The sequence below is a fragment of the Halocatena pleomorpha genome, from assembly GCF_003862495.1.
In the GTDB taxonomy this organism is placed as follows: Archaea; Halobacteriota; Halobacteria; order Halobacteriales; family Haloarculaceae; genus Halocatena; species Halocatena pleomorpha.
On the sequence record NZ_RRCH01000011.1, the window covers coordinates 35994 to 51308 of the forward strand.

General features: G+C 57.9%; 15 protein-coding genes and 1 pseudogene. 10 read left to right on the forward strand and 6 right to left on the reverse strand.

Annotated features, from left to right (window positions below; genetic code table 11):
* Positions 1 to 3: 3 nt before the first annotated feature.
* From EIK79_RS05615 to EIK79_RS05630, 4 genes are all read right to left on the reverse strand, one after another.
* The gene (locus tag EIK79_RS05615; RefSeq protein ID WP_124954146.1) at positions 4 to 1623 is read right to left on the reverse strand and encodes a preprotein translocase subunit SecD; all 1620 of its coding nucleotides are present in this window, start codon (positions 1621 to 1623) and stop codon (positions 4 to 6) included.
* Entirely contained in the window at positions 1620 to 2498 is an 879-nt protein-coding gene (gene secF, locus EIK79_RS05620; protein ID WP_124954147.1) for a protein translocase subunit SecF, read from the reverse strand. Before secF ends, EIK79_RS05615 begins: the two co-directional genes overlap by 4 nt.
* Before the next feature lie 69 nt (positions 2499 to 2567).
* A complete protein-coding gene (locus EIK79_RS05625; RefSeq protein ID WP_124954148.1) occupies positions 2568 to 3041 on the reverse strand; it encodes a DUF5812 family protein in 474 nt (157 codons plus the stop codon).
* Positions 3042 to 3096: 55 nt separating this feature from the next.
* Positions 3097 to 3624, reverse strand: coding sequence for a hypothetical protein (locus EIK79_RS05630; protein WP_124954149.1), 528 nt, complete (start codon positions 3622 to 3624; stop codon positions 3097 to 3099).
* Between the two features lie 92 nt (positions 3625 to 3716).
* On the opposite strand from EIK79_RS05630, the gene EIK79_RS05635 reads away from it, so the two are divergent.
* Positions 3717 to 5024: a glucose-6-phosphate isomerase gene (locus EIK79_RS05635; protein WP_124954150.1), complete on the forward strand. Its 1308-nt coding sequence runs from the start codon at positions 3717 to 3719 to the stop codon at positions 5022 to 5024.
* A gap of 129 nt (positions 5025 to 5153) precedes the next feature.
* Complete coding sequence (locus tag EIK79_RS05640; RefSeq protein ID WP_124954151.1) at positions 5154 to 5900, forward strand: CPBP family intramembrane glutamic endopeptidase; 747 nt, start codon at positions 5154 to 5156, stop codon at positions 5898 to 5900.
* Positions 5901 to 5954: 54 nt separating this feature from the next.
* On the opposite strand, the gene EIK79_RS05645 is transcribed toward EIK79_RS05640, so the two are convergent.
* Positions 5955 to 8015 (reverse strand): immune inhibitor A domain-containing protein, encoded by a 2061-nt coding sequence (locus EIK79_RS05645; RefSeq protein WP_185715522.1) that lies wholly within the window; start codon positions 8013 to 8015, stop codon positions 5955 to 5957.
* Between the two features lie 170 nt (positions 8016 to 8185).
* On the opposite strand from EIK79_RS05645, the gene EIK79_RS05650 reads away from it, so the two are divergent.
* The 8 genes and pseudogenes from EIK79_RS05650 (at position 8186) to EIK79_RS05685 (ending at position 14867) form a co-directional block, all read left to right on the forward strand.
* Positions 8186 to 9013 (forward strand): DUF7319 domain-containing protein, encoded by an 828-nt coding sequence (locus EIK79_RS05650; protein ID WP_124954152.1) that lies wholly within the window; start codon positions 8186 to 8188, stop codon positions 9011 to 9013.
* Positions 9014 to 9072: 59 nt separating this feature from the next.
* Positions 9073 to 9696, forward strand: coding sequence for a plastocyanin/azurin family copper-binding protein (locus EIK79_RS05655; protein ID WP_124954153.1), 624 nt, complete (start codon positions 9073 to 9075; stop codon positions 9694 to 9696).
* A complete protein-coding gene (locus tag EIK79_RS05660; RefSeq protein WP_124954154.1) occupies positions 9696 to 10085 on the forward strand; it encodes a DUF7318 family protein in 390 nt (129 codons plus the stop codon). The genes EIK79_RS05655 and EIK79_RS05660 overlap by 1 nt, the downstream gene beginning before the upstream one ends.
* Before the next feature lie 6 nt (positions 10086 to 10091).
* Positions 10092 to 10979: a Rieske (2Fe-2S) protein gene (locus EIK79_RS05665; RefSeq protein ID WP_124954155.1), complete on the forward strand. Its 888-nt coding sequence runs from the start codon at positions 10092 to 10094 to the stop codon at positions 10977 to 10979.
* Positions 10980 to 10985: 6 nt separating this feature from the next.
* Positions 10986 to 11789 carry a cytochrome b gene (locus EIK79_RS05670; RefSeq protein WP_124954156.1) on the forward strand — a complete coding sequence of 268 codons (804 nt, stop codon included), beginning with the start codon at positions 10986 to 10988 and terminating at the stop codon, positions 11787 to 11789.
* An 82-nt stretch (positions 11790 to 11871) separates the two neighbouring features.
* A pseudogene (locus EIK79_RS05675) lies at positions 11872 to 12641 on the forward strand (cytochrome bc complex cytochrome b subunit).
* Between the two features lie 100 nt (positions 12642 to 12741).
* Positions 12742 to 13188: a hypothetical protein gene (locus tag EIK79_RS05680; protein WP_124954157.1), complete on the forward strand. Its 447-nt coding sequence runs from the start codon at positions 12742 to 12744 to the stop codon at positions 13186 to 13188.
* A 161-nt stretch (positions 13189 to 13349) separates the two neighbouring features.
* Complete coding sequence (locus EIK79_RS05685) at positions 13350 to 14867, forward strand: DUF7527 domain-containing protein (RefSeq protein ID WP_124954158.1); 1518 nt, start codon at positions 13350 to 13352, stop codon at positions 14865 to 14867.
* Position 14868: 1 nt separating this feature from the next.
* On the opposite strand, the gene EIK79_RS05690 is transcribed toward EIK79_RS05685, so the two are convergent.
* The gene (locus tag EIK79_RS05690; protein ID WP_124954159.1) at positions 14869 to 15174 is read right to left on the reverse strand and encodes a hypothetical protein; all 306 of its coding nucleotides are present in this window, start codon (positions 15172 to 15174) and stop codon (positions 14869 to 14871) included.
* Positions 15175 to 15315 lie beyond the last annotated feature (141 nt).

The following is a 15315-nucleotide window of genomic DNA, read 5'->3' on the forward strand; positions in this document are numbered from 1 at the left end:
CGCTCAGTCCAACACCAGATTCCGGATCACATCGCCGTACGCCGGTCGTGTGATGAGCACACCGACGAGTACGCCGACAATGGTGATCAGCGCAAAGCCTTGGAGATCACCGAGCGACAGCGCGGCCAGGGGTAACATGGCGACGATGGTGGTGGCTGCAGCCGCGCCGATGACCCAAAACGCCTTCCGGAACCGCGATCGGAACACGCGGTTCGTCGATACGTCTCCCTGCTGGAGTATCTCATCAGCGATGATGACGAGGTCGTCCACTCCAGTCCCGATCACCGCGATGAAGCCGGCGATGTGTGAGAGGTCGATAGCGAGACCGATAGCGGCCGAGAAGCCGAGCAGGATGAACACCTCAGCCGCCGCCGTCACTACCATCGGCACCGCGATCCGTGGCTCTCGGTACCGGTAGGCCACCGTCCCGGCGACAGCGAGCATGGTGAACAGTCCGGTGACGAGCGAAAGCAGCTTGAATTTCTCTGCTAAACTCGGCTGGATGTACGTGGAGGTCCCCTCGTCAATGTTGAGCGTCGTCGGCAAGGCACCGGCTCGCATATCCAACGCGAGGTTTTGCGCCTCAGAGAGGTTGGCGCTGGTGATCCGAAATCTCGGATCGTCTACGAAATCGCCACGTTTCATTTTGGTAGACAGGTCTCCCATACTCGCTGCGGACACGATTTCCCCTTTTGTGATCGTTCCGTTAACGACCTTTCCATTTGAAACGGTGTACAGGCAGTGGCCTGAATCGTTCTTATTGGCGGCGTAGGTGCATGGTGGCTGACTCAGGAAGCCGAATTCCCGCATCGCATTCGAGAAGTTCTTTGCGGCGTCCTGTTTAAGCGTGATCGGCACTCCGGGCCGTCCACCCCGTGGTTGGTCTGCTGGATCGACACTTTTGATTCCTTCCTGCGTGAACAGCTGGACGTTCCGGTACGTTTTCGTTCCGTTTTGCTCCACTGGGAAGTGCGCGACGACGAGCACTGTCCCGCGCTCGTCGATGAGATCGACGACCTCCTCTGGCTGTTTGTTCGGCACTTCGACCACGATGAACGCCTCATCACCCGTTGTAGATCGTGAGATCGACACCTCACCACCAGACAGGCCGGCACCCGTGACCTTCCGATCGAGGACGCCCTCAGCGGTTTCGAGCGTTTTGTCGGTGACGCCGTCTCGGATGTCATCGGTTTGAACGTCTTTCCCTTGGTTCTGGAGCGCCCGAGCGAACTCCTCTTGGGTTACGTTCTCGTTAAACACCTCAACGGTTCCGCTGTTCTGGGATGTCGGTTGCACCCGCACGTCCTGTGGCGACAATGATAATTCGTTTGTGAGTGCTCGTTCGAGCTTGGCCTGTCCTTGGGGATCCGATCCGTTGAATCCGACATCTTCGGCGGTCATTCCGACTAACGGCGCTCGGATCCGCGTTCCCCCCGATAGCTCCAGTCCGAACTGGAGGTTCGTCGGGCCAGCAGTGGCCGACTCTGAGGCGTTCTCTACCGTGGCGTTCTGGGCGCTTCCGCCGTTACCGACGGGAGCGAAAATCGAGACGGCACTCCCCAGAACGATCAGAACGAGCAACACGATGCGCCAGTTTTCCCGGAGGCTGAAATTCCGGCTCATCCCGCGACCCCCTCGTATTTGTAATACCGCAGCAGGCTCACGTTGAGCAGATACGTGTTCATCAGATCCGCAGTGAGTCCGAACACAAGTATCAGTCCGATATCGGGTAACAGGGGAATACCAAACACGAGTGGCGAGGAAAAGATGGTCATCACGACCATCGCCACGATCGAGGTGAGCGTCATCGTCACGCCGGTCCGGCGCGCGCGGTATGTGGATTCATAGAAGTCTCCACGCCGCCGGAGAATGCTGTTGTTGAGCAGTATGTCCGAGTCGACGCTGTACCCGATGAGCATCAACAGCGCTGCGACGGTTCCCAGCGAGAGCGGAATACCGAAGACGTTCATCAGCGCGACCGGGATCATGATGTCGGAGAAAGCGCTGACGACGATGGCGATCGACGGAACGAACGTTCGGAACAAGACGAACGTGAGCACGCTCATGCCGACGAACGCGACGGCCACCCCGATTAACGCTTGTCGTTGGGCGTCCGTGCTGAACGCCGCCGATCGCGTCTGGGCTGACTGAACCGTATACCCTTCTTCCTCCGCAGTGTTCATGATCTCGTTCACCTCACTCTGTTCGGTCGCCTGAATGGTCACAATGTAGGAATCGCCGCTCTCAACGACCGAATCCACCTCGTAGGGTAACTGCGATTCGAACGTCTGTTCGATCTGGTCGGGTGAATCGGACGCCGAGATCTGTAGCTCCGTCCCGCCGGTGAAATCAATTCCCGGCGTCACGGGCACGCCAGTGACGACGTACCAGCCCGCAATAATGAGAAGAGCGACCGCCAGCACGGCGAGCGGGATCGCAGCGAGCTGGCGGTTCGTGTACCGGCTGTACTCCACATCCGGTACCTCGAAGTCGGTCATGACAGGCTGTGTGAGACCAGATCTGATAAGCTTTTTTATACAATCCTGGTGAGCGTGATTTCCGTCTCCTCACGGTAAATATCTCACACTCACAACGCCAGTATCCGGGTCGGATCGCAGTTCAACGCGGTTGACGCCCAGTCGCGCTGCGCGTGTTCGTGTCGCGTTATCGTCCATCACGTCCGCGACGACGTCCTCGGTGTCGTCCGGTTCGACAGTGAGCACGTGTATCTCTCCGACCCCAGCTCGTTCACGACGGGTGATCTCTCCGACTGGTTGGTCGGCCGCGAGCTCCTGTTCCTTGGCCGTCGGGGATTCTTCGCCCCGCTCGATCGGAATCGTTCGTCGCTCTTCGATATCAATAATCTGCCACGTCACGTTCATGGGTGGCTCTGGCGCGATCGTTCCTTCGACAACGTCGTCTTCTTCGACGCCCGGATTGTCCGATAAGGTGTGTACCTGTCCGCTCTCGACATCGGTGAGCACTGCAGTGTCTGTTTCGGCGTGCGTAATGAGAAACGTGCTTTCCGTTTCGGTCGTCATACTCCGTCATTCACTGTGGACGGCTTTTTGTCTATCTGTCTCAGAAAGCGGTAGCTCAGTTGGCGTTCAGTCGATGCACCGCTGCCATCACGAGGACGGCCACCAGCGGCGGTAGCAGACCCGCTTCTCGGGGAAGCCCGTACAGAAACTGGACGATCGATCCAACGATCCCAGAGGGGACCGCGCCGCGTTGGCTTGCCGGCGCTGCAATGAGCGCCCCCCCATACAACGCAAGGAGGAAGAGAAAGCCCGATAACGCAATCCAGCGGTCGTAATCGACTGTGCCGTCGTGAACTCGGTGCTGTCGTGCCACAAGCAGGATGGGGGCGATGATCGGGGCGATAACGAACAGCCAGACCAGCAAGTACAGCGCGGGCTGGAAGGTGAATGTGCCGGCCGGCACGCCCGCGATCGAACTCAACAGCGCGACGGTACCAAGTCCGAACAGGATCGTTCCTCCGAGCGTGAGTAGTCCGCCAACGAGCACGTACAGTTTGCACAGCCGGGAGTCACTCGCCCGGAAGGCGTAGGGGACCGCCGTGATCGCGCCTGAATAGCTGGTCTCGCTCGTGCTCGTGTCCATCGTCGGGAAAAGGTAACCGGTCCGATTAAGCGCCACGGTGTCGGTTCGGCGTGTGTCGCCCGACTTATAGTACGTGCCAACAGAAACCGATCATGAACGTCGATATCGGCAACGCCCTCGACGCGGTTGCACAGCCGGGAGTGTCCGATGATTCGCTCCGACGACTCGACGACCGTGTGGCTGCCGCCCACGACCGGATCGAACGCGGAATCGCCGGTGAAGAATTCGGATACGCCGCGCTTTCGCTGCCCGAAACGACCGATTCAGACGCCATCCATGACGCTGTCGCTCCGCTCGCGGACAGCGAGTACGTGCTCACGGTTGGGATCGGTGGCAGCGCGTTGGGAGCGGCTACCGTCGCTGGCGCGCTCGGAGTGGGCGACCGCGCGCCCGTCCTCGACAACGTCGATCCGCAATCGGTGCAGACGACGCTGGAGTCGCTTCCCCTCTCGGAGACGGCAGTCCACGTCGTCTCCCGCTCCGGAACCACCGCAGAGACACTCGGAAACTTCCTGGTCGTCCGTGAGGCGATGGCCGACGCCGGCGTCGACTGGACCGACCGGACGATCGTCACGACCGGCGAATCGGGACCACTTCACGCGCTTGCGAACGAACACGCCTTACCGATGTTGTCGGTTCCAGCGGGCGTTCCAGGACGGTTTTCAGTGCTTTCGCCCGTGGGTCTCGTCCCCGCTGCGATACTGGGCTGTGACATCGAGGCAGTGCTCGCAGGCGGACAAGCCGGACGGAACGCGTTGGCACCCAGCCTCTTCGACTGCCCGGCCTACGCGTACGGTGCCGTGGCGGTGGCGCTCGAACGCCGTGGTGCCCACGTGAACGCGTTCGTCCCCTACGCCGAGCGACTTGAGTATTTCGCGGAGTGGTTCGCCCAGCTCTGGGCCGAAAGCCTCGGCAAAGACGGCATGGGTCAAACCCCGGCACGGGCGCTCGGCGCGACCGATCAACACTCACAGCTCCAACTCTACCGCGCCGGCAGACACGATAAACTCATCACGCTCGTCCGTCCGCGCAACCGCTCTCAGCTCACGATTCCAGATACCGAGATCGAGGAGTTGGCGTATCTCGGAGATACCGGCGTGGGCGAACTCCTCGACGCGGAATTCAAAGCAACCGAAGCGAGTCTCGCAGCGGCAGGCCAACCCAACGTCCGCGTCGAGATCGATCGACTCGACGCGTCGACCCTCGGGGAACTGCTGTACGGCATGGAGGCCGCGTGTATTCTCGCTGGCGAGTTGCTCGATGTCGAGACGTTCACCCAACCCGCTGTCGAATGGGGGAAACGAGCCGCCCGTGGACTGCTCGGGGACACCGACGCGCCCGAAGCCGACGCGATCACTGAAAAAGAACAGCTGATGATCGAAGCCGATTGCTCTGAATGATTGGCGTGTGACAGGATCGCATCGCTTGTATCGTTTTCGACTTTCCGAACGCGCAAGATCTATTCGATAACCGTTCGTACGACCGCTAATGGATCAACAGACGCCGTCCCTGAGGTGGACCGAATAACGATGGCCGAAACGTCTGACCGATTACAGACAGTTACAACCGCGATCATGATCGCCATCGGGGCGTACGTCCTCGGAAACATCGTTGCCAGCACGGTGATGTATGTGTTATTTCTTGTCGGGATTCCTATGGAAGGATACCCCGAACGGATGGCGGTGTTGAGCACACTCACGGTGCAGGGTGTCGGGTTCCTCGGATTCGGGCTTGTGTATCTTCATTATACCGATCAACTCGATCTCCTTTCGATCGATCGTCCCAGTCGTTCTGATATCGGCTACCTTCTCGGTGGAATCGTCGCCATATTGCTCAGTTGGCGAGTGATCGGCATCGTATTCACACAGCTGTTGGGCATCGATCCCGCAGAAAGCTCATTCATCGAACAGGGCATCCAAAACCCGACATTGTTGCTGGTGTTGGCTCCGCTGTCGATCCTCATCGTTGGACCGGGTGAGGAGTTGCTGTATCGGGGAATCGTTCAGGGATCAATCAGGCGCGTTCTCGGACCCGTCGGCGGGATTCTCATCGCCAGTGCCGTCTTCGCGTCGATCCACGTGTTCGGACTGATCGGCTCACCGTTAGAGACGCTTGCAACCCTGCTCACGGTGTTCGTTCTTGCTCTCGTCCTCGGCACTGTCTACGAGCTATCGGAAAACCTCCTCGTTCCGGCGCTCATTCACGGACTGTACAACGCCACGCAGTTCCTGCTCGCTTACCAGCAAGCGACCGGCGGACTCTCGGGGCTTGGCTAGTTGAGGGCACTGTCAAAAAAATGTCTCGCTGACTACTGCCAGTGACGATTGATCTCACCGCTTTGAATGGTTCCGGTTCTCGTGTTGGAACGTGAGACCAACATCCACCGGAACGCGCCCGCTTTCGCCGCTGTTAGCGGCCCATGTGGCGGCGACGGTCACCCGTTCGAAGTTTCCGTTGTGAAGGAACTGTCTCAGATCCCGTTTGTCGCTTTCAGTGAAGGTTCGCGTGTCGAGCTGTTTCACTTTGTAGTTCCCGTTGTGTTTGATTCCGATGAACGTGAACTGGTATTCGACGGGGCGTTCCGTCGCTTCGCGCTGACTCATGAACGGGCCGGTGGTCGTGCCGTCGTGGTGTTGGCCGCCCACCGAAACGTTCCGGACGTACCAACCGTCGTTATTCGTGGCCCAGTCGGTCGCATACCGGAAGGAGATGAGCACCTCCTCGCCCGCATAGTCGGACAGATCGAACGTTTGGTTCGTCCATCCCTCGGACTGGCCGGTGAAGCCGGGAACGTTCCCTTTCACGGTCGGATGAGCGCCGTCCGCAGTCGTCGAGACGGTGTTCTCGTTCGAGAGGCTCTCCCACGTTTCCCCACCATCAGTGGAGACCTGAACGAAGCCGTAATCCCAGTTCTGTTCGATATCGTAGTACGTTTCGAAGGAGAGCGTCGGATCGCGTTCGCTGACGTTCGCCTCTACGATAGCGAACCGATCAAGGAGATTGCCCGAACCGCTGTGGAGCACTTGGCCCTCTCCGTCAACCGGATCAGTAGTCGTGTTCCACTGGGTACCGATGTAATCCGTTCCTGAGACGTTCACGTCCGTGATCGGACCTTTACCAGCAGTGTCGTACGTCTGGTACGCGGTTCCCCACGCGCCTGCCGTCTTCACGTTCCGGGAGGTGTTGACGTTCAAATCAACACCGTCGATGTCGTATCGGTCATTCGGTGGCTGGTTTCTGCCGTCCAGCACGGCTGCGGTTGCGAAGTCCTGATACAGGTGGTAGAAATCCGTGTCCGCACCGTATTCATCGAGCGTTTGTTCGACGCCTGCGATCCCGTTTTTCTTCTCTTTGAACAGATCAGAGATGAACCCTGATCCGTAGCGGTCGGTGAGATACATCTGGAAGAGGTACGCCTCCCCATAATCTGCGAGAATGTTAATATCGCCCTGATCACCCCAGTTTGTCAGCGAGTTCGAAGGTAGCTGTTCGTAGGCGCCGACGTGGCCGTCGGGAACTCCGTAGCCGACGGCGTACTCCGCGAAGTCGGCCATCCCTTCGTTGATCCACGATGTCTCATCACCGTCGTAGTCGCCGTGGATCAGGTGTTGGTATTCGTGGGCAAACGTCCCTTCGACGCCGACCCGCTGGTTCGACTCGTTGATCGCGTTCCACTCGGCGGAATCGACCGTGATGACGTTGCGATCGGTGTACGACTGGACAGTTGGGGAGTAATATCCTGCTGTGTACACTGGATACTCCGGATCATTGTAGTTCTCATCCCGGATGTTCGTCACCAACAGCACAGTTTTGTTCCCTGCGTTCTCGGTGGTGTGGTAGTAGTCATCAGGCAACTCTGTTTGATTGGCGACCGGGCTGTTGTTGCCGTCCCGCGGCGTGGGTGTCCCGAACAGTTCGGACTCCGTCGGATGAATCGTAGTGTCGAACTCCGAAACGAGGTGATCTACCTGTGCGTCCGAAATGCTCGGCGTCGGACGTGGGTCGCCGTCGGGCCAACTCATATCGTTCGCTACCCAGACCTCGATGTTGTCACCGACGCCGCGGAGCGTGAACGTCTCGAACGTATAGCCGTTCGGTCTCGATGTGGGGAATTGGCGCGTTGCTCCCTCACTCGCCGTGTCGCTGGCCGCCGTGGTCCGGTCAGCCGTATCTGACGCCGACTCGAGGTGCACCGGCTTTTCTAATGCCTCCTGTGATGGCTCGACCGGACGCGGCGATTGACTCGAATTGTTTACTAGCTGGTTGGATGACTGGACAGTTGTCTGTCGGTGATTTTCATCGTCCATCTGGGGGACGGCACCGCCTCCAGTCCCCACAGCGGCGGCCGAAACCACAAGGACGGCCGCCAGTAGGATAGTTTTGATACGCATTCCGAACAGATGTGTTCGATCATACCAAATAATACTTACGAATTTCATACCAAGTTATATTATATAGTAATTATCACTATGATGGTTCAGGACCGTCCTGTCGCCGCGCATTCCCGGATGATGGACTCCATACCACAACGCTAACGGGTCTTCCACCCGAAGGGAATACAATGAGTGGTGATGGCTCCCACCGGAACGATGACGCGCCCGCTGGTTCGTCGGACGACGGTGAGCCGGCCGGTTCGGACACTGAGGAGCCGTCTGTAGAGGCGTTGCGCCGGCAAGTTGAGGAGAAATACGACTTCGACGATTTTGGTCCTCGGGACATGGAGCGAATGACCCCGGAGGAGTGGGACGCCGCATTCGATCCGGAGACGTGGATCACAGGCACGGAGTTGCTTGATCGGGTCGAAGCCGACATGAAACAGCGGATTGCCGACCGGGACGTGTTCGCCCGTATCGAGCGACTTTCAGATCCTGATCGCCTTGTTGCGTACTCTGATGAGGGGTACGCCGTCGTGTTCGGGGACGGGAGTGTCAAAGGAGAAGGGATCGTTCTCCGGGACATCAAACCGTCGGTTGCCCTGTGTTCGATGGATGAATACGAGGCACCGGAGTTACAGCAAGGAGAAGTGCTCCCGCATCCTTCAGAGGTACCGGAAGGAAGTGGATCGCTCGGACACCGAATGATGCTGTTCGTCGGCGTAGCGATGGCGGTGATGGGCGTTCTCCTGATTGGGAGTACGGTCGTCAGTGGTTCTGAGCGGGCGGTTATTGGAACGGCGTTCGGTCTCGGATTCATCGTAGTCGGGGTGGTGTTGTTCGTCATCGTGGCGAACGCCCGCCTCTCGGATCGATTTCGGTCCGAGGAGTACCGGGATCGGCTTCGAGCTGTCGGTCGCGGCTCGGACGAACAGCCCACGGTACTGGATGAACTCGAAACGGATGATGACGACGCCACCGACGAATCGGGCGATACGCCCTCACACGGGCTGTAGCGGCGCTGTCGGCGGCTTCGGTGGGTTTATACGAATACGGTTCTGACACCAGCCTGTGTATGAACAGACGGGAATTTCTCCGCACAGCCGGCGGCGCTGCGGGGACCGCGGCTGCGACGTCTGCAGTTGCCGGACCAGCCGCCGCTCAGGAGGGTGGAGGTGGCGGATCTGGTCCGATCGACTACGGTGGCTATCTGGAGAACGCCAATGGTTGGAGCAGCGGCGGCACAGCCGATAAGACCGGAAAAAGTGAAGTCACCATCGCGGTCGGTCCGGGCAGCTCGAACAAGTTCGATCCGGTGGCGGTCCACGTCGATCCCGGCACGAAGATCATCTGGGAGTGGAAGGGACCTGGCCACAACGTCCAAGCTAAAGATGGCCAATTCAAAAGTGAGACCAAAAGCGAAGGCACCTACGAGCACACTGTCGATAAGAAGGGTGTGATCCCCTATTTCTGCCAACCGCACAAGGGAATGGGAATGTTAGGTGCGATCGCTGTCGGTCAAGTCCCTCGTAAGTCACCAGCTGCTGCGCAAGAAGTCGAACCCGAGGAGATGGGCGTTCCCATTCAGCCTCACTACGTGGGCTTCGGAGCCGGACTGATGATGACGACGTCCCTCGTGTTTACGTTCTATCTACTCAAATACGGTGAGAGCGCACACACCAAAGGAGGGAACAGCTAATGCCATCCGGTGATAGCAGCTACGGAGCGATCCATCGATACGAACCAGCGAGAGAGAGCACAGCAGCGGCGATCGCGATCGTCCTTCTCACCGTGTTCGAAGTCGTGTTCGTGGGGATGTTCACCTACGGACTCTCTACTGGGTGGGGACTTGATCCGTACGGAAACATGTTTTTGGGCGGCTTGCTCACGCTGATCTTCGTCGATCTCTCATTCATCCTCCTACTGTACAGAAAGGAGTTCCTCCCGGACGTGATGGTCGTCAAAAAGCGGCGCCGTAAGTGGGAAGATCTGTACGTGAAAGAAGAAGACATGGACGGACAGACCGCTGCTGATGTCGACGTTTGGGAGAGCATCAAACAAACGGTGTACCCGTACTACAAACGGTGAATACGTATGGCACAAGGAGATAATGACAAATATCCGGCTGAAACTGGCCGTCGACGGTTCGTGAAAGGTGTGGTAGGTGCGGCGTCGCTGGGTGCGGTTGCGACCGGCACCGGCGTCGCAACGACCTCGCTCACGTCCTCGTCGGGAGAAGGTGGTGGTATTACGAAGTACAGGGCGATCGAGAACACGGGCGGCCCAGCCCCCCGTGGTATGCCTCAGATCCCGATCAAGATCGGGAGCAACGGCGAAATCATTGGGCGATGGCCCGAGCCAAAAGAGGTGAAACAGGGCGGGAAGACGGTCACTGTTGCGGAAACCAACATCGGTGGCACCACCTACACCACGGAGTGGTTCCAGTACTGTGGCGTCCAAACCTACGCAGGGATCGATCCCGAGGCCGACCAGGACAACGTTTTCAAGTCAGCGTCGAGTCCCAATTACGAATGGCAAAGCAGCGAACTGTCAGCTGGTGATCCGCTCACGCTCGATCATTTCAGCAATTACAAGGAATGGGGCAACGACATCGGTAAAAGCGGTCTTGGGAAGCCTGCGGACGCCACGTGGCGATCGAACAACACTGAAACCGCGATTCCGGTCCAAGTGCTACGGAGCAAGCGGATCGAGGAGATGGCCAAAAACGACAAGTGGCTGGAGGCGAGCACGGACCAGGGTGTCATCGCATGGCTCAATAAGTGCACCCACTTCTGTTGTGTGCCCGGTTACAAGGCGTTCGGCGGGAGCGCCCGGTTCGGTGCCGAAAATAAGGTGTACTGTCAGTGTCACCAGTCCGTGTACGATCCGTTCAGCGTCATCGAAACGTCCTTTACGGCGCTTCCCCGACCGGCTGGTGATAGCAGCAGCGAGTCGGAAGGCAGCGGTGGTGGAGGGGAGTAAGCAACGATGAGCTTAGAACCTCGGGACGACCACGATCACGACGCTTGGTTGGAGAGCAAGGACCTCTCGCCGGTCGAGCGGGGGTATCTCAGTACGCTCATGTGGCTCGACAAGCGGTTTCGCGTCGTCGACTACCTGGAGCTGTTAGAGAACCTCTACTATAAGGTCAACCTCCAGATGCCAAAGAGCCACACAGAACAGTACAACCTTGATAACAAGTTCTGGTACTGGTATCCGTTGTACTCGCTCGGCTTTTTCTCGCTATTAGCGTACCTCGTTGCCGCGTTCAGCGGCGCACTGCTCGGGTTTTACTACTCGCCTGGCGCCACCGGTGCGGGTGGTAACCCAGAGATAGCCTATCAACAGCTTGAGTTCATCATGATGGATCTGAACTTCGGGTACATGCTCCGGAGTATCCATCGGTGGTCTGCCCAGGTGATGACCGCCGCAGTATTTTTACACATGCTCCGGGTGTATTTCACTGGCTCGTACAAGGAGCCTCGGGAACTCAACTGGCTGCTCGGGATCGTACTCATCTCGCTCACGCTAGTGTTCGGCTATTCCGGCTATCTGTTGACGTGGGACCAACTCGCCTACTGGGCCAGCCAGATCGGCGTCGAGATGGCGCTGTCAATACCATTATTGGGTGAGTGGGTCGCAAACCTCATCTTCGGTGGATTTACTCCGAATCCCGCAACACTTCAACGGATGTATATCATGCACGTGTTCTTACTGCCGTTCATCGTGACGGCCCTGATCGCCATCCACATCGGGATCGTCTGGATGCAAGGTATCGCGGAACCACACTGAACGGTCGATTGCTATCTCCGCTTATCCGATCGGACTAACAAAACGTTGAAGGTAGCGCGATGGCAACTCAAGATAACGAACAATGACCGAGAGCGACTCCACTGACGATGCCATCCGAACAGACGGAACCGGCATCGTCGCCCCGGACGACGAAACCCCAACGTGGAGCGATCGGAAAGGTCGCACACAGGGGCTATCCCGGTTGACCTACGAGTATTTCGAGCGTGCTCGCCGTGAGGACCAAGACCTGCGGACCGAATCGAGCTACATTGAGCGCGACGTGCTCGGGTTCCCGTCTTGGCCCCACGAAACCATCCGGAACCTCGCTATCGCGTCCTTTTTCGTCGGTATGATCCTCTTTCTCTCAGCGACCCTCCCGCCGCACCTCGACGCACCGGCGAACTCCGCCCAGACGCCGGAAGTCATTCTTCCGGACTGGTATCTGTACTGGTCGTTCGGACTGCTCAAGCTCGGTCCGCTCAACCCAGAGATGTCCGTCCTCGGCGGACAGAAACTGATGTCCGATCGTACCTACGGGGTGCTTGCGAACCTCGTCATCGTTGGTGCGATCGCTATCGTGCCGTTCTTGAACAAAGGATCGGCGCGCGTCCCGTTGAACAACCGTTTTGGGCCGCCATCGGTGTGTCCGGCGTGGTCTTCTCGATCACGATCGCCACGCTCTCGGTCAAAAACCTCATGCCGACGATGATGCCGCCACACCTACTGTTCGATCTGACGTTCCTGCTTCCGATCGTTGCCGGCTGTCTGACCTACGCGGTGCTCAAAACGATGCGCGAAGGGTACATGTACGAACTGAACCGACGGTACTATCGACTCCGACCCCCCCGGTAAGTCGTTTTCCGTCATCGGCCGGATGGATACAATTCCGTTACACTAATATTACTACGCTAAAATACGTTGTAACCGAGCGTTCTCGCTCAGTGATCGGATCGTGAGTACGAGCACCAACCAGCAGATCGACCAGTCGAACCGAGAGACAAAGAACAGCAAGCGTATACGGCTGGACGGGAGCACACACCGGATCATTGAAATCGGGCGAGACAGTACGTCGGTGTTTTCTGATGGGACGATGTATCAGTTGTATCTGTATCACATCCTCGTTGACTCTACGAACGATTTCTCAAGAGGATTTGAAGCCGGTCCGGTCGACATCGATGTTGGAAACGGCTATCGGCAGTTCCCAGTCGATCGCGTGTTGCGCGTTGAAGAGTATCCGCTGCTGATAGAGGGTCGTCGGACGAGCATTACGGAGTGGGTTGTCGCCGTCGGTGAACGCGATCTCGCCTCCCAAGCGAAGTGGAAGGGGTTGCCCAAACCGATCGAACAGGAGTTGTCCTATCGCTGCCGGCCCTCATCGTACATCGACACGCGGCCGTGAACGCCGATAAGAGAGACGCTAGGGCTGTTTCTGTGACAACATGTCGCTTTCCTCCGAGACCGACCGACACTCACGCCTCACACGGAGGAACGGGTGAAACGTGGGTGTACTGGTCGGTACTGCTTTGCAAAGTATTTGTTCTTGGCCGATAATACACGGATATGCAGAGGCGCACGGTGGAACGAATCGAAGGTTGGCCCTCCCGTCAGTTCACTCAAGGGGATGTCGGACTGCGTGATCTGGCGAGTGCCGGATTCAGCGGGGCAGTACACGCTGGCACGTGGATACTCATGTCTGAGGGCCAAAGTGTCGGTGTCTTCGATGGTGATGTTGATGAGATAACGTCTGTTGGAACGATTTACATCAGCCCTGATCCGGTCCTCCCGGTACTCTTCTCGATGTTAGAACAAGAACCCGTTCGGAGTAGCTCCCATCACACCACACGGGTTCCGCTCAAAAACCAGACCAACGCGTTCGACGATTGGAATGGCCGGCAGGAGTACATCGGTTATCTCCGGTTGTCTTCCGATGGGGACGAGTACTACGTCGTGTACGATCAAACCGGCTCGACGAGCGTCGCGTTCGTCGGACCGGAGAATCGGTTTTTGACCAACGAACAGGCCGACACCATCGGCCACACTATCACTGGCGAGTACACAGTCGCGATCGCACCCATCGCCCCGACTCCGGTCTCGAAACCGGCGAACAAAACGCCGTCAGACGCGTCGCCCAGCGCGCTTCCGGGGCAGTCAGAGCGTCTGATTACCGACGGGGCGAGCGAGAGCGTCGAGGATCTTCGACGACGCATCACCGCACTTGAGCGCGAGCGCGACGCACTCAAAACCGAACGAGACAACCTCCTCGAAGAGCGGGATCACCTCAACGCGAAGATCACACGATTACAAGAGCAACTCAATGACCTCGAATCGGCGTCCACGTCTCGGACCTCGTCTACCAACACAAGCAACGCGACGGAGTTAGTCCCTGAGAAGGCGCTGTCGGGCACCTCGCTGTTCGTTCGGTACCATAACCAAAACCGGGCGACGCTCACCGACGCATACCACGGGGAGGCCCCTCCTGAGGAGGTAAACGACAACCTTACGCTTGAACACCACACGAGCTTCGACGCCGAAAACACGGTCGTTGAAAACGAACCGTTTGAGCAGTTTCTTACCGATTCCATCGAGTTCGATGTCGTTTCGTGGGTCGTTCGGGACCTGCTTCATGTCATCTATAATGCGGGGTATGAAGACGACTTGGCAGAACTGTACGATTACATCCCGGATATCGATAGGGCGGCACTTCACGCGCGCAACACCGTCGACAGCACCTCGATCTACTTCGACGTGGTGTGTTTCGACAAGCGCGGCGATCCGCTGTTGGTAATCAACATCCACGATTCGAACGACCCGACCACGGAGATGGAACTAGAAACGCTGCTTGACGACGCGAGCGTGGCGGCGAGCGAGTGGCCGGTGACGGGTGCACTGCTCGTTACCACAAGCTACTTCGAATCGAACGCGCTCACCGTCGCTGACGACGCTACGGCCGGTGGTGGTGGGCTGTTTAGCAGTTCTAGTAGAGCGAACTACGTCCGACTCTCCAGAAAGAGTGGGTTCCACCTCTGTCTCGTTGAAGCACGCCAGCGGCAGTTTCACGTTGCGATGCCGGATCTCTGAATTACCCTTCGACTTCCGCAACCTCGTCGATCTTCATCCCACTGAGCTTCTCGTTGATCTCATCAAGCTTCCCATCGAGGTCGCTGACGAATTCGTCGGTCCGATCAGTCGTGATCGCTCCTTGACTCGATGGCTCGATCAGATCCTCCTCTTCGAGGACGCGAAGCGAATACCGCACCTTATGGTGGGGATACCCGGTCTCATTGGACATCTTCACGATTCCGATCGGCTCGTTCGTGATAACCATCTTGAGCACCTGTAAGTGCCGTTCCAACATATCGACCTCTTTCTCCAGTCTATCTATCATGGCACTTGTTAACTTGTGTTTGATGCTTTTAAATGTTGCTGTCTTCTCGAAAAACCTAGTTATCGTGTGGGGTACGTTACCACCCCAGATCGGTTACGGCCCGGACGGCTGATCGGCGCCGAGCCAGAACGACCACACTCA

Coding starts and splice junctions, on each gene's coding strand:
- EIK79_RS05615 (WP_124954146.1), bottom strand. CDS start 1,623: ATGAGCCGGAATTTCAGCCTCCGGGAAAACTGGCGCATCGTGTTGCTC.
- secF (WP_124954147.1), bottom strand. CDS start 2,498: ATGACCGACTTCGAGGTACCGGATGTGGAGTACAGCCGGTACACGAAC.
- EIK79_RS05625 (WP_124954148.1), bottom strand. CDS start 3,041: ATGACGACCGAAACGGAAAGCACGTTTCTCATTACGCACGCCGAAACA.
- EIK79_RS05630 (WP_124954149.1), bottom strand. CDS start 3,624: ATGGACACGAGCACGAGCGAGACCAGCTATTCAGGCGCGATCACGGCG.
- EIK79_RS05635 (WP_124954150.1), top strand. CDS start 3,717: ATGAACGTCGATATCGGCAACGCCCTCGACGCGGTTGCACAGCCGGGA.
- EIK79_RS05640 (WP_124954151.1), top strand. CDS start 5,154: ATGGCCGAAACGTCTGACCGATTACAGACAGTTACAACCGCGATCATG.
- EIK79_RS05645 (WP_185715522.1), bottom strand. CDS start 8,015: ATGCGTATCAAAACTATCCTACTGGCGGCCGTCCTTGTGGTTTCGGCC.
- EIK79_RS05650 (WP_124954152.1), top strand. CDS start 8,186: ATGAGTGGTGATGGCTCCCACCGGAACGATGACGCGCCCGCTGGTTCG.
- EIK79_RS05655 (WP_124954153.1), top strand. CDS start 9,073: ATGAACAGACGGGAATTTCTCCGCACAGCCGGCGGCGCTGCGGGGACC.
- EIK79_RS05660 (WP_124954154.1), top strand. CDS start 9,696: ATGCCATCCGGTGATAGCAGCTACGGAGCGATCCATCGATACGAACCA.
- EIK79_RS05665 (WP_124954155.1), top strand. CDS start 10,092: ATGGCACAAGGAGATAATGACAAATATCCGGCTGAAACTGGCCGTCGA.
- EIK79_RS05670 (WP_124954156.1), top strand. CDS start 10,986: ATGAGCTTAGAACCTCGGGACGACCACGATCACGACGCTTGGTTGGAG.
- EIK79_RS05685 (WP_124954158.1), top strand. CDS start 13,350: ATGCAGAGGCGCACGGTGGAACGAATCGAAGGTTGGCCCTCCCGTCAG.
- EIK79_RS05690 (WP_124954159.1), bottom strand. CDS start 15,174: ATGATAGATAGACTGGAGAAAGAGGTCGATATGTTGGAACGGCACTTA.